The 13,102-nt window shown below is 70.9% G+C and carries 11 protein-coding genes; 10 read left to right on the forward strand and 1 reads right to left on the reverse strand.

Going from position 1 to position 13,102, the window contains the following annotated elements; genetic code table 11:
- From P3T29_RS10920 to P3T29_RS10935, 4 genes are all read left to right on the forward strand, one after another.
- Nucleotides 1-819, forward strand: coding sequence for a hypothetical protein (locus tag P3T29_RS10920; protein WP_280716138.1), 819 nt, complete (start codon nt 1-3; stop codon nt 817-819).
- A gap of 247 nt (nt 820-1,066) precedes the next feature.
- Nucleotides 1,067-1,939 carry a FadR/GntR family transcriptional regulator gene (locus tag P3T29_RS10925; protein ID WP_280716139.1) on the forward strand — a complete coding sequence of 291 codons (873 nt, stop codon included), beginning with the start codon at nt 1,067-1,069 and terminating at the stop codon, nt 1,937-1,939.
- Nucleotides 1,940-2,253: 314 nt separating this feature from the next.
- Complete coding sequence (locus P3T29_RS10930) at nt 2,254-3,855, forward strand: RNA polymerase sigma factor (protein ID WP_280716140.1); 1,602 nt, start codon at nt 2,254-2,256, stop codon at nt 3,853-3,855.
- A gap of 264 nt (nt 3,856-4,119) precedes the next feature.
- On the forward strand, nt 4,120-4,989 hold the full coding sequence (locus P3T29_RS10935; protein WP_280716141.1) for a serine protease: 870 nt from the start codon (nt 4,120-4,122) through the stop codon (nt 4,987-4,989).
- Nucleotides 4,990-5,194: 205 nt separating this feature from the next.
- On the opposite strand, the gene P3T29_RS10940 is transcribed toward P3T29_RS10935, so the two are convergent.
- Nucleotides 5,195-5,425 carry a hypothetical protein gene (locus P3T29_RS10940; RefSeq protein WP_280716142.1) on the reverse strand — a complete coding sequence of 77 codons (231 nt, stop codon included), beginning with the start codon at nt 5,423-5,425 and terminating at the stop codon, nt 5,195-5,197.
- Between the two features lie 635 nt (nt 5,426-6,060).
- Between P3T29_RS10940 and P3T29_RS10945 the strand changes: the two genes are divergently transcribed.
- The 6 genes from P3T29_RS10945 (at nt 6,061) to P3T29_RS10970 (ending at nt 13,089) form a co-directional block, all read left to right on the forward strand.
- Complete coding sequence (locus P3T29_RS10945) at nt 6,061-8,160, forward strand: DNA topoisomerase IV subunit B (RefSeq protein ID WP_280716143.1); 2,100 nt, start codon at nt 6,061-6,063, stop codon at nt 8,158-8,160.
- 147 nt (nt 8,161-8,307) lie between these two features.
- Nucleotides 8,308-8,793, forward strand: coding sequence for a CcdC protein domain-containing protein (locus P3T29_RS10950; RefSeq protein WP_280716144.1), 486 nt, complete (start codon nt 8,308-8,310; stop codon nt 8,791-8,793).
- 22 nt (nt 8,794-8,815) lie between these two features.
- Nucleotides 8,816-9,994 carry a histidine kinase gene (locus P3T29_RS10955; protein WP_280716145.1) on the forward strand — a complete coding sequence of 393 codons (1,179 nt, stop codon included), beginning with the start codon at nt 8,816-8,818 and terminating at the stop codon, nt 9,992-9,994.
- Nucleotides 9,991-10,686 (forward strand): response regulator transcription factor, encoded by a 696-nt coding sequence (locus P3T29_RS10960; protein ID WP_280716146.1) that lies wholly within the window; start codon nt 9,991-9,993, stop codon nt 10,684-10,686. The genes P3T29_RS10955 and P3T29_RS10960 overlap by 4 nt, the downstream gene beginning before the upstream one ends.
- Nucleotides 10,687-10,876: 190 nt before the next feature.
- Nucleotides 10,877-11,371 carry a DUF485 domain-containing protein gene (locus tag P3T29_RS10965; protein ID WP_348532814.1) on the forward strand — a complete coding sequence of 165 codons (495 nt, stop codon included), beginning with the start codon at nt 10,877-10,879 and terminating at the stop codon, nt 11,369-11,371.
- Nucleotides 11,368-13,089 (forward strand): cation acetate symporter, encoded by a 1,722-nt coding sequence (locus P3T29_RS10970; protein WP_280716147.1) that lies wholly within the window; start codon nt 11,368-11,370, stop codon nt 13,087-13,089. The genes P3T29_RS10965 and P3T29_RS10970 overlap by 4 nt, the downstream gene beginning before the upstream one ends.
- Nucleotides 13,090-13,102 lie beyond the last annotated feature (13 nt).

Raw genomic sequence — 13,102 nt, forward strand, 5'->3', positions numbered from 1 at the left:
ATGCGCGTACTGGTCTACGAGGTCCGGCGCCTGTGCGGCCTCCGCTCCACCTGGTTCATCCTCGGTGCGGTCCTGCTGGCCGACGCGGCCGTGGCGGCCGTACTGGCCCGTCAGTTGCCCGCCGGGCCGCTGACGGCAGCTGCTGCCGTACGGTCCGTCACGGCGGTGGTCCCGCTCTTGCCGCTGCCGATCGCCGCGCTGGGGGCGGGGGCGCTCGGTGCGCTCTCGTACGGGCACGAGGTCCGCCACCCCGGGTTCGCGGCCTCTCGGGTCTCCTGTCCGCGACGGCTCGCCCTGCTCGCCGGAAAACTCACGGTCACCGGCCTGCTGGCCGCACTGCTGGCGCTCGGCACCGTGCTGGTGGATGCGCTGGTGCTGCGTCTCGCGCTCGCGCCCGGCGTGCGTCCGGGGCAGGTGTTCGCGCTGCCGGTGGACGCCCAGGCGTTCGCCTCCTCGGCCCTTGCCTCCGCCGCCCGGCCGCTCGCGGTGTTCGCCGTGCTGGTGGTGCTGGCCGGTTGGGCGGGTCTGCTGACCACCTCGCTGGTGCGCAGCGCGGCCGCCGGGATGCTCATCCTGTGCGCCCTGCCGGCGCTGCTGGAGCCGGTGCTCTCCCTGGTGCTCCGGCTGGCCGGACGGGGCTGGCCGGTCCAGGTACGGGAGTCGCTGCCGTTCCAGTACGGGCTGGACCAGGTGGGCGGAGTGGACCCGCAGAGCGCGGCGGCACTGCTGGATCCGGTGCTGCTGGCGGCCGTACTCGCTCCGGCGGGCCTGCTGCTGCTCGCCGGGGTGCTGGTCCAGGCCCGCCGTCGTGCCCTCTGAACGAGGGGCGTGGCAAACGACCCGCCCGAGCGGACGCACGTGGACAGGCGTGGGCAGGCGTCGACAGGCGTGGCCCGACCGGATGACGGACCGTCATGAAGATCAGCTGTGAAGATCGACCTGGAGCGCCCGAAATATCTGCTTCTTGCTGATAAGCGGTCAATTATCCGGTCACGGGCGATCACCCTTTCGTGTGCTTTTCACGAGAATTCTCAAGCTGGCCCCGCCGATCGCCGACAAAGGACGTGTGAGTACCCTTGCGCACCCCACCATGACCGCAGCTCGTTCGGCCGACACAGTCGGCCCGGCGGAGCTGGACCGTTTCTCCTACGCCGATCGGCCTACCCCGCCCGCTCCCCGATGGGAGGGCGGCGAGGCCGACCTCTCCCGGGTCGGCCGCAAGACCACCAGCAGCCGTGGCCGAGGCCTGCACGGGCAGCTGGTCCAGCAGCTCGGCCAGATGATCGTCTCCGGCGACCTCGGGGCCGACCGCCCGCTCGTTCCCGAGGAGATCGGCCAGCGATTCGAGGTCTCCCGCACCGTCGTCCGCGAGTCGCTGCGCGTGCTGGAGGCCAAGGGCCTGGTGAGTGCCCGGCCGAACGTCGGCACCCGGGTCCGTCCGGTCAGCGACTGGAACCTGCTCGACCCCGACATCATCGAGTGGCGGGCCTTCGGACCGCAGCGCGACGAGCAGCGCCGTGAGCTGTTCGAGCTGCGCTGGGCCGTCGAGCCGCTGGCCGCCCGCCTCGCGGCCGGTCACGGCCGGGAGGACGTCCAGCAGCGGCTGGTCGAGCTGATCGAGATCATGGGCCACGCCGGTGCCCAGGGCGATCTGGTGAGTTTCGGCCGGGCCGACACCGAGCTGCACGGGCTGGTCCTGCAGATGGCGGGCAACCGGATGCTGGAGCACCTCTCCGGCATCATCTCCTGTTCGCTGCAGGTCTCCGGCGGTCAGGCCGCCTCCTGCGAGCGTCCCTCCGACGCCTCGGTGAGCCTGCACTCCAGGCTGGTCGACGCACTGGGCACCGGCGACGGCACCGCTGCCGAGGCCGCCGTCCGCGCCCTGCTCACCGTCCACCCCGAGGTCGAACTCTCGGTGCCGGCGCCTCGCGAGCACTGAGCGTCGACCGGTTACGACCAGTACGACCCGACGAGCCGGACGACTCGTGGCGCCGGTGTGACCGGCGCCACGACGGCAGTGCGTAACACTTGAGGGGTGGCAGCGATGTGTACGGAGCGGAGGCAGCTCCGGGAATACCACCACCGTGTCAGAATGCTGTGTTGGTCTGCGGCGCTGCTGCCGTCCTGCAAATCCAGTTCTCAAGCCCGAGCCGGTCGGAATCGACAGCGCGCGCGTTTGCGCGTGATCTTTCCCCGCCCTCTCGGGCGGCCCGGTACTGGGTTCGAGTCCACTCATCGTCCGAGAGGTTGTTCGTGTCGGCCAGCACATCCCGTTCGCTCCCCCCCGAGATCGCCGAGTCCGCAGCTCTGCTCGCGCTCATCGAGCGGGGCAAGGCCCAGGGGCAGATCGCCGGTGACGACGTGCGTCAGGCTTTTGAGGCGGACCAGATCCCGGTCACCAAGTGGAAGAACGTCATGCGCAGCCTCAACCAGGTTCTGATTGAGGAAGGAGTGGACCTCATGGTCAGCGCGGCCGAACCCGCCGGCTCCAAGCGCAAGAGCGTCGCGGCCAAGAGCACCACCAAGCGCACGGCGACCAAGGCGGTCACCACCCGTACGCCGCAGACCAAGCCCCCGGTGCGGATCGCCCCTGCGGCGAACTCGTCCGTTCCGTCCGTGACCTCGGCTGTCGAGGTCACGGTCGTGGACAGCATCGAGATGGCCGAGGCCAGGGTCGCGGCCAAGAAGGCCGCCGCCCCCGCCAAGAAGGCCGTCGCCAAGAAGGCCGCCGCCCCGGCGAAGAAGGCCGCTGCCAAGAAGACCGCCGCCAAGGCGGGCAAGGGCGACGACGAGTTGCTCGGTGACGAGGAGGTCGAGGAGGTCGCGCTGCCCGGCGACAAGGCCGCCGCCACCGAGGGCGACGCTCCCGAGGAGGAGTCGGAGGGTTTCGTCCTCTCCGACGACGACGAGGACGACGCGCCGGCTCAGCAGGTCGCCGTCGCCGGTGCCACCGCCGACCCCGTCAAGGACTACCTGAAGCAGATCGGCAAGGTCCCGCTGCTCAACGCCGAGCAGGAGGTCGAGCTCGCGAAGCGCATCGAGGCCGGCCTCTTCGCCGAGGACAAGCTGAGCGCGGCCGAGAAGCTGGCCCCCAAGCTCAAGCGCGAGCTGGAGATCATCGCCGAGGACGGCCGCCGGGCCAAGAACCACCTTCTGGAGGCCAACCTCCGTCTCGTGGTCTCGCTGGCGAAGCGTTACACCGGTCGCGGCATGCTCTTCCTGGACCTGATCCAGGAGGGCAACCTCGGTCTGATCCGCGCGGTCGAGAAGTTCGACTACACCAAGGGCTACAAGTTCTCCACGTACGCCACCTGGTGGATCCGTCAGGCGATCACCCGCGCGATGGCCGACCAGGCCCGCACTATCCGTATCCCGGTGCACATGGTCGAGGTCATCAACAAGCTGGCCCGCGTCCAGCGCCAGATGCTCCAGGACCTGGGCCGCGAGCCCACCCCGGAGGAGCTGGCCAAGGAACTCGACATGACCCCCGAGAAGGTCATCGAGGTCCAGAAGTACGGCCGCGAGCCCATCTCGCTGCACACCCCGCTCGGCGAGGACGGCGACAGCGAGTTCGGTGACCTCATCGAGGACTCCGAGGCCGTCGTCCCGGCCGACGCGGTCAGCTTCACCCTGCTCCAGGAGCAGCTGCACTCGGTGCTCGACACCCTGAGCGAGCGCGAAGCGGGCGTGGTCTCGATGCGCTTCGGTCTGACGGACGGTCAGCCGAAGACGCTGGACGAGATCGGCAAGGTCTACGGGGTGACGCGCGAGCGCATCCGCCAGATCGAGTCGAAGACCATGTCCAAGCTGCGCCACCCGTCGCGTTCGCAGGTGCTGCGCGACTACCTGGACTAAGAGCCGCCGCCGGTAGCAGTAGCGCCGGTACCGCAGGAAGGGCCCGGAGCTCACGCTCCGGGCCCTTCCGCGTCCGGGGTCGGCCAGGCCCCGCGGAGTCGAACCGCCCGGCCGCGCGGGCCGCCGGGTCGCTCGTCCGAGTGGTCCGGCCGGAGTTGACGGTACTTCAAGTGACGAGTCGACTACGCTGAGTCGATTCCCTGTCGTCGGGCCGCCTCGGGCCACGACTGCTCCGGACCACCTCGGATCACCTTGGAGACATCGGTGCTGCCCACCCTGGACGCTTGCTCGGCCCCGCCGCACCACGGGCGACGCCGTCGGACGGTTGCCCTGGCGCTGCTGGCCACCCTCCCCGGCCCGCTGCTCGCCTTCGGTGCCGCCGCCCCCGCCGAGGCGCAGCGGCGCATCGTGGGCGGCGAGACGGCCGCCGTCGCCGACCATCCCTGGATGGTGGCGCTGGCCAGTCGACCGCAGTTCGGTAACGCCCGCTCGGGGCAGTTCTGCGGCGGCACGCTGATCTCGCCGACCAAGGTGGTGACGGCCGCGCACTGTTTCTACGACGAGCGGGGGCACCGGGTGGACCGCCCGGAGCTCAGGGTGATCGTCGATCGGGACGATCTCACCCATCGCGCGGGCAGCGAGGTGGCTGTCCGTGGCATCTGGATCCATCCCGACTACTCGTTCGCCACCAACATGCAGGATGTGGCGGTTGTCACCCTCGCCCAGCCGCAGCCGGGCGTCCCCGTCCTCGATCCGGTCGGGCAGGGCGAGACGGCGCCGTACGCGCCGGGTACCCCGGCCCAGGTCTACGGCTGGGGGGACACGCGTGGCGACGGGAGCTACTCGCCGACGCTGCGGCGCGTCGAGGTGCCGATCGTGCCGGACGGCAGCTGCGCCCAGGCGTACCCGGCGGGCGGCAACGACGGCGTCTTCGACGCCCGGTCGATGGTCTGCGCGGGCGACGAGCAGGCGGGCGGCAGGGACGCCTGCCAGGGCGACAGCGGTGGCCCGCTGGTGGTGGCCGGCCGGTTGGCCGGGCTGGTCTCCTGGGGTACGGGCTGCGCCGAGGCCGCCCATCCGGGCGTCTACACCCGGATGTCGGCAGTGGCGGACGCGGTGCGCGCTCAACTGTGATGGCGCGCCCAGCTGCGATGGTCGCTCTCCGGAGTAGGAGTCTCACGCTCCGTCAGAACGCCGAGCGCGCCGGGTACTCCAGGTGTGATCGCTCGGCCACGCTGCGTGCGCGCCGGAAACGCCAGAGCCGGACGGCAGCCCTTGGTGAGGGTTGCCGCCCGGCTCAACGCCTAGCTCGACTCAGCTCGCCGAGCGAGCCGCGAGATCAGCGTTCGTCGTCGGGGACCGTGGCGCTGGTCGTCGTGAGACGACCACTCTCGTCCTGTATCTCGACGGCGATCTTCTTGAGTTCAGGCTCGAACTTCCGCCCGTGGTGGGCGCAGAAGAGCAGCTCTCCGCCGCTCGCGAGTACGACGCGCAGGTAGGCCTGGGCGCCGCAGCGGTCGCAGCGGTCAGCCGCGGTCAGCGGGCTCGCAGGTGTCAGAACAGTAGTCACGTCGCCTCTTCTCTAGCTCGACGAGCTGTCGTACCAGGGTCAACATCCAACCAGGCCGAAAACGTTCCCGCTCGTGGCTTTTCTTCTCTGAGGATTCTGCTGTGGTTTGTTGCTGAGGACGTGCCCATGGCGCCGGTGATTCATGCGTACCGATTCCGAGGGCCGCCGTACAGCTCGAACGTCCGATCGAGGCGACGTCCGGGATCCGCGTAGCATAATCCTCCGCTGGGTTGGAGCATAAGCCCCGCCCCTGGCACGGGTAGCCTGCATCTCAGCAGTTCCGCCGCCTGTGCCGCACACTATGGTCCGCCAGGACCCGTGGCGGCAGGTGGAGATGGCGCTCCGGAGTCCCCGTCCCCGACGAGGGTCTTGTTCGCGCAGCGCGTACAAGCCGCGAGGGGTCGAACCGTCTCTGTCTCAGGCATTGGGAACACTGTGGGAGCCGGCCGGCCCGCCCGGGCCAGGTGCCGGACCAGAAGATCAGACGAGTCAGAACTTCATTGAGGAGTGCGCCGCGTGAGCGAGCGGAGCAAGGGAGTCCCCCCTGCCGAAAGCTGGGCCACAACCATGGGAGCGCGCACGGTGAGAACGCGCACGCTGTGCGAAGCGCCGGTTACCGACCGCGAGGTGAGCGCATGAGCGCCGACACGGCGGGCCGGTTGGTCGACGACGGGTCCAACTACACCGCCCGGCACCTGCTCGTCCTGGAGGGCCTGGAGGCCGTCCGCAAGCGTCCCGGCATGTACATCGGCTCCACCGACAGCCGTGGGCTGATGCACTGCCTGTGGGAGATCATCGACAACTCGGTCGACGAGGCGCTCGGCGGCTTCTGCGACCGGATCGAGGTGATCCTGCACAACGACGCCTCGGTCGAGGTCCGCGACAACGGGCGCGGCATCCCGGTCGACGTCGAGCCGAAGACCGGGCTCTCCGGAGTCGAGGTCGTCCTGACCAAGCTGCACGCCGGCGGCAAGTTCGGCGGCGGCTCGTACGCCGCCTCCGGTGGCCTGCACGGCGTCGGTGCCTCGGTGGTGAACGCCCTCTCCGCCCGCCTCGACGTCGAGGTCGATCGCAGCGGCCACACCCACGCGATCAGCTTCCGGCGCGGCGCGCCCGGCATCTTCACCGAACTCACGCCGGACGCCCCGTTCGAGCCCGCCAACGGCCTCACCCGCAAGGGCAAGGTCGCCAAGGGCCGGACCGGCACCCGGATCCGGTACTGGGCCGACCGGCAGATCTTCCTCAAGGAGGCGAAGCTCTCCCTCGAAGGCCTGCACAGCCGGGCCCGGCAGACCGCCTTCCTGGTCCCCGGTCTCACCATCGTGGTCCGTGACGAGCGGCTGACGGAGAGTGAGAAGGTTCAGGAGGACACCTTCCGCTTCGACGGCGGCATCGGCGAGTTCTGCGAGTTCCTCGCCCCCGACAAGGCCGTCTCCGACGTGCTGCGGCTGAAGGGCGAGGGGAGCTTCAAGGAGACCGTCCCCGTCCTGGACGAGCTCGGCCACATGACCCCGACCGAGGTCACCCGTCAGCTCGGCGTCGACATCGCGCTGCGCTGGGGCGCCGGGTACGACACCACGTTGCGCTCCTTCGTCAACATCATCGCCACGCCCAAGGGCGGCACCCACGTCACCGGCTTCGAGCGTTCGTTGGCCAAGACCGTCAACGAGGCGCTGCGGGCGTCCAAGCTGCTGCGGGTCGCCGAGGACGACGTCACCAAGGACGACACCACCGAGGGCCTCACCGCCGTGGTCACCGTCCGGCTCGCGGAGCCGCAGTTCGAGGGCCAGACCAAGGAGGTGCTCGGCACCTCGGCGGCCAACCGGATCGTCGCGGCCGTCGTCGCCAAGGAGCTCAAGGCGTTCCTGACCTCCTCGAAGAAGGACGAGAAGGCCCAGGCCCGTTCCGTCATGGAGAAGGTCGTCGCGGCCGCCCGTACCCGGGTGGCGGCCAGGCAGCACAAGGAGGCGCAGCGCCGGAAGACCGCGCTGGAGACCTCCTCGCTGCCCGCCAAGCTCGCCGACTGCCGCAGCGACGACGTCGAGCGCAGCGAAATCTTCATCGTCGAGGGCGACTCCGCGCTCGGCACCGCGAAGCTGGCCCGCAACTCGGAGTTCCAGGCCCTGCTGCCGATCCGCGGCAAGATCCTGAACGTGCAGAAGGCGTCCGTCGCCGACATGCTCAAGAACGCCGAGTGCGCCTCGATCATCCAGGTGATAGGGGCCGGCTCCGGCCGGACCTTCGACATCGACCAGGCCCGCTACGGCCGGGTCATCTTCATGGCCGACGCCGACGTCGACGGATCGCACATCCGGATCCTGCTGCTGACGCTCTTTCAGCGCTACATGCGGCCGATGGTGGAGCAGGGCCGGGTCTTCGCGGCCGTCCCGCCGCTGCACCGGATCGAACTCACCAACCCCAAGCGCGGCATGGAGAAGTACCACTACACGTACTCCGACGCCGAGCTGCGCAGCACCATGCTGGAGTTCCAGCGCAAGGGCCTGCGTTGGAAGGAGCCGGTGCAGCGCTACAAGGGCCTGGGTGAGATGGACGCCGACCAGCTGGCCGAGACCACCATGGACCCGCGCCACCGGACGCTGCGCCGGATCAACCTGGGCGACCTGGAGCTGGCGGAGAAGACCTTCGACCTGCTGATGGGCAACGACGTGGCGCCCCGCAAGGAGTTCATCATCAACTCGGCGGCCACCATGGACCGCTCGCGGATCGACGCCTGATCCTGCGGCCGTTTCGGAGGGGCTCTCCACCTTGGGGTGGAGAGCCCCTCCGTCGTCGGTTCCACCCTGGCTCCGATCACCGGGAGGCCGACGATCCCTAACGTTGGAGAGGTCGGATCTTCCTCTCCTCGGTACGGAGTTCATCCCATGAACGGCACGCTGAACATCCTGGCGATCGTCGCGGTGGTCGCCCTGGTCGTCGCCCGTCAGTTCAAGGCGCGGAAGTTCGACACCGAGCGCCGCGTCTGGCTGCTCCCGGTGATCCTCGCCTTCCTGGCGCTGCGCGACCCGCACCTGCTCGACCCGCACCACCAGGCCGTGTCCGTCGCCCTGCTCGCCGCCGGTGTGCTGGTGGAGATCGGCCTGGGCAGCGTCTGGGGCTGGACGGCCCGGCTCTGGTACGCCGAGGACGGCAGCCTCTGGACCAAGGGCAGCCCGGCCGCGCTCGCCGCCTGGGCGGGCATGATCGTGCTGCGCGGCGGGCTGTACGTGCTCGGCTCCGCGCTCGGCGTGCACCAGGGAACCAACTCGCTGATGCTGGCGCTGGCCGCACTGCTGCTGGTGCGCGGACTCGTCCTCGGGTGGCGTGCCCGCACGATGGAGGCGCCGTACCGTGTCTCTGCTGTCCGCTGACGGCCGCCGAACCCTCCTCGGAATGGACCTCCCCGTGCCGCTGCTGCCGACCGGCTGGACCCGCTGGCCGCCCCGGGAGGGGCTGAACCGGGAGACCCAGAGCCCGGCCCGGGCGACGCTGATGTTGCTCACCCGGCTGGTGCTGCTGGTGGTGCTGGTCTGGGGGACGTACTCACGCGGACACTTCACCGGTTGGCACGCGGTCTGGGCGGGAGCCGGGCTGGTGGCGGCCGTCGTGTTCGTCACCGGGTTCTTCCGGTACACGCTCGCCCACCGGCTCGGGCCCGGCATCGCGGCGGCGGCCGGACTGCTGGTCGTCGCCACGACGGCCGAGTGGGGGCATGCCTACCTGCTCTCCGACATGGTCTGGCTCGGGCTCGGGGTCATCGCGATCGTCCGGCTGCCGCTGGTGTACGCGGTGCCGACCGCCGGGGCGGCCTTCGGCTCGTACACGGTGGCGAGTTGGGACAGCTGGCTGAGTATCGCGTCCACCGTCGGCGGGCTCGCGTTGCTCGGCTACCTGCTCAGGCTGGACGCGGAGGCGCGGGGCAGCGCGCACCGGCTGTTGACGCAGGAGCGGGCCGCCCGGGCGGCGGAGGCCGAGTCGGCGGCGCTCGCCGAGCGGGCCAGGATCGCCCGGGAGATCCACGACGTGCTGGCACACAGTCTCTCCGCGCAGCTGGTCCACCTGGAGGCGGCCCGGCTGATGCTGGACGGCGGGGCGAGCCGGGAGCAGGTCCGGGAACGGGTGGTGGCCGCCCGGCGGATGGCACAGGACGGTCTGGCCGAGACCCGCCAGGCGCTGTCGGCGCTGCGTGGCGAGTTCACGCCGGTGGGGGAGTTCCTGGTCGAGCTGACGCAGCGTGAGGGCGCGGTGCTGACCGTCGAGGGGACGGCCGGACCGCTCGACGCCGAGACCGGCCTCGCCGTGCGGCGTACGGCGCAGGAGGCGCTCACCAACGTCCGCAAGCACGCACCGGGCGGGCGGGTGACGGTACGGCTGGCGTACCTGGAGGGCGCGGTCGAGCTGGAGGTGCGCAACACCCGCGCGCCGCACGGCGAGGTGTCCGAGGAGCTGGCGTCCGGGGGCAGCGGGTACGGTCTGCTCGGGATGCGCGAACGCGCTGAGCTGCTCGGCGGCGAGTTGCTGGCGGGCCCGGACGAGGGAGGGTGGCGCGTGTCGCTGCGGGTGCCGAGATGAGCGAGCGGAGCGGGACGGGGGCGTCCCCGGCCGACGGCGGGGCGAGGCCGATCAGGGTGCTGGTGGCGGACGACCAGACGGTGGTGCGCGAGGGGATCGTGATGCTGCTGGGGCTGCTGCCCGGTATCGAGGTGGTCGGTGCGGCGGCCGACGGCGAGGAGGCCGTCAGGCTGGTCGAGCGGCACGCGCCGGACGTCGTCCTGATGGACCTTCGGATGCCGCGCTGCGACGGGGTCGAGGCCACCCGGCGGATCCGGGCCGCCCACCCCGGGACGGAGGTCGTGATCCTCACCACCTACGCCGACGACGACTCGCTCTTCCCCGCCCTGCAGGCCGGTGCGCGCGGGTACCTCACCAAGGACGCCGGCGGCGAGGAGATCGCGCGGGCCATCGCAGACGTCCGCTCCGGCGCGGCCGGCCTGTCCCCGCAGGTGCAGCGGCGGCTGCTGGAGCGGCTGTCGGCCACACCGCCGGGTCCGGCCGAGCTGCCCGACGGCCTCACGGCCCGGGAGGCGGAGGTACTGGCGCTGATCGCGGACGGGCTGTCGAACGCGGAGATCGCGCAGCAGCTCTTCGTCAGTCCGGCCACGGTGAAGACCCACATCAACAACCTCTTCGCCAAGACGGCGGTCCGGGACCGCGCGCAGGCCGTGGCGTACGCCTTCCGGCACGGAATTCGGCGAAACTCGTGATCCTACAGCCGTAACTGATGAGCCGTCACCTGATTGGCCCTCACCTGTTCGGGTGAACGTATCTGCATCGGCTCGCTAGGGCGCGCCGAGCCACACCATCCTGGACCGGATACCACGGACCGGACCCGACCCCTCCGGCGCCGACCCATCGACGTCCGCCTCCATACGGCGTCCCGGTTCAGGAGCAGCATTGGCACAGCAGGAGAGGTTCGACTGGTGGGCCGCCCAGCCCCTCGGGCGTACCGCGGTCCGTGAGGCAGCGAAGGCGCGCCAGACCGCCCCCACGGCGCGTCCGGCGGTGGTGCCCGCGCAGGCGGCGGCGCCCGTGCCGGTCGCGGCCGCCCCGGCCGCCCCGGAGCCACCGGTCGTGGACGCCGCCGAGGTCTACCGGGCCGTGCAGGCGAGCGAGGCGTTCCAGGACATCCGGCGCAGCTACCGCGGCTTCGTCTTCCCCGCCACCGGCGTCTTCCTCGGTTGGTACCTGCTCTATCTCGGCGCGCAGGCCGCCGCCCCCGAGCTGATGCGGCGGCAGATCGCGGGCCCGCTCAACGTCGCCTGGCTGGGCGGTCTGCTGCAGTTCGCGTCGACATTCGTGCTGACCTGGCTGTACGCCCGCAACGCCCGTACCAAGCGCGACCGCGCCGCCCTCGGGCTGCGCTGGGACACCCAGGACCAGCTGCGATGACCTCGAACCCCGCCGTGCCGCCGAGTGCCATGATGACCGCGAACTTCCGCCCCGCGCCGGACACCGGGCCGTACCCCGCCCCCGCGCCCGCCTCCGCCGGTCACCTCGCGCCGGTGACCACCGGCGCGCACCACAACCTCGCGATCCTGCTCTTCGCGGTGGTCGTGCTGGTCACCCTCGCCATCACCCTCTGGGTCGGCCGGCGTGGTCAGGCCGCCGAGGACTTCTACGCCGGGGGACGCGGCTTCAGCCCGCTGCAGAACGGCTTCGCCCTCTCCGGCGACTACCTCTCCGCCGCGTCCTTCCTCGGCGTCACCGGCCTGATCGCGCTGTACGGCTACGACGGCGTGCTCTACAGCATCGGCTTCCTGGTCGCCTGGCTGGTGGTGCTGATGCTGGTCGCCGAGCTGGTCCGCAACTCCGGCCGCTACACCCTCGCCGACGTGCTGGCGCTGCGGATGCGCGAGCGTCCGCTGCGGGCCGCCGCCGGCAGCGCCAGCGTGGTCGTGACGCTGCTCTACCTGATCGCCCAGATGGTCGGCGCGGGCAGCCTGGTCACCCTGCTGCTCGGCACCAGCAGTGGGCAGGCGAAGACCTGGGCCATCGTCGGCGTCGGCGCACTGATGATCATTTATGTGACGGTCGGTGGCATGAAGGCCACCACCTGGATCCAGATCGTCAAGGCCTTCGTCCTGATCGTCGGCGCCGTGCTGCTCACCGTGCTGGTGCTGATCCGCTTCCACGGCAACCTCGCCGAGCTGATGCGCTCCGCCGCCCAGGGCAGCGGACACGGCCAGGCGTACCTGGAACCGGGCCTCAAGTACGGCGCGACCGCCACCAGCCGGCTCGACTTCTTCAGCCTCGGCCTCGGCCTGGTGCTCGGCACGGCCGGCCTGCCACACATCCTGTCCCGCTTCTACACCGTCCCCACCGCCCGGGCGGCCCGGCGCTCCACGATGTGGGCGATCGGCATGATCGGCGCGTTCTACCTGATGGCGATCGTGCTCGGCCTCGGCGCCACCGCGCTGGTCGGCGCGAAGGCGGTGCAGGCCGCCAACCCGGCGGGCAACACCGCAGTCCCGCTGCTGGCACTGCACCTCGGCGGCGGCGCGGGCAGCACGGCGGGCGTGGTGCTGTTCGCCCTGATCTCGGCGATCGCCTTCGCCACCATCCTGGCCGTGGTCGCCGGGCTCACCCTCGCCGCCTCCGCCGCCTTCGCGCATGACCTCTACGCACGGGCCTGGCGCCGGGCCGCACGGCCGGAGGCGACCGAACGGGAGGAGCTGGTGGTCGCCCGCGCCGCAGCCGTGGTGATCGGGGCGGTGGCCATCGTGCTCAGCCTCTTCGCGCAGCAGCTGAACACCGCCTTCCTGGTCGGCCTGGCCTTCGCCGTCGCCGCCTCCGCCAACCTCCCCACCCTGCTCTACAGCCTGTTCTGGAGCCGCTTCACCACCCGGGGCGCGGTCTGGTCGGTCTACGGGGGCCTGGTCCCCGCCGTGCTGCTGGTGATCTTCTCGCCGGTGGTCTCCGGCGCGAAGACAGCGATCTTCCCCGGCGTCGACTTCCACTGGTTCCCGCTGGAGAACCCCGGCCTGGTCTCCATCCCACTGGGCTTCCTGGCCGGCTGGATCGGCACCCTGACCTCCCAGGAGGCCGCCGACCCGGACAAGTACGCCGAGCTGGAGGTGCGGTCGCTGACGGGGGCCGGAGCAGCCTAGGCACACGCTCAAG

The organism is Kitasatospora sp. MAP5-34 (assembly GCF_029894335.1).
Classification (GTDB): Bacteria; Actinomycetota; Actinomycetes; order Streptomycetales; family Streptomycetaceae; genus Kitasatospora.

Excerpts from the sequence above, each read along its gene's own strand:
- P3T29_RS10970 (WP_280716147.1), top strand. The coding sequence starts at position 11,368 with ATGACCTCGAACCCCGCCGTGCCGCCGAGTGCCATGATGACCGCGAAC.
- P3T29_RS10920 (WP_280716138.1), top strand. The coding sequence starts at position 1 with ATGCGCGTACTGGTCTACGAGGTCCGGCGCCTGTGCGGCCTCCGCTCC.
- P3T29_RS10955 (WP_280716145.1), top strand. The coding sequence starts at position 8,816 with ATGGACCTCCCCGTGCCGCTGCTGCCGACCGGCTGGACCCGCTGGCCG.
- P3T29_RS10960 (WP_280716146.1), top strand. The coding sequence starts at position 9,991 with ATGAGCGAGCGGAGCGGGACGGGGGCGTCCCCGGCCGACGGCGGGGCG.
- P3T29_RS10950 (WP_280716144.1), top strand. The coding sequence starts at position 8,308 with ATGAACGGCACGCTGAACATCCTGGCGATCGTCGCGGTGGTCGCCCTG.
- P3T29_RS10945 (WP_280716143.1), top strand. The coding sequence starts at position 6,061 with ATGAGCGCCGACACGGCGGGCCGGTTGGTCGACGACGGGTCCAACTAC.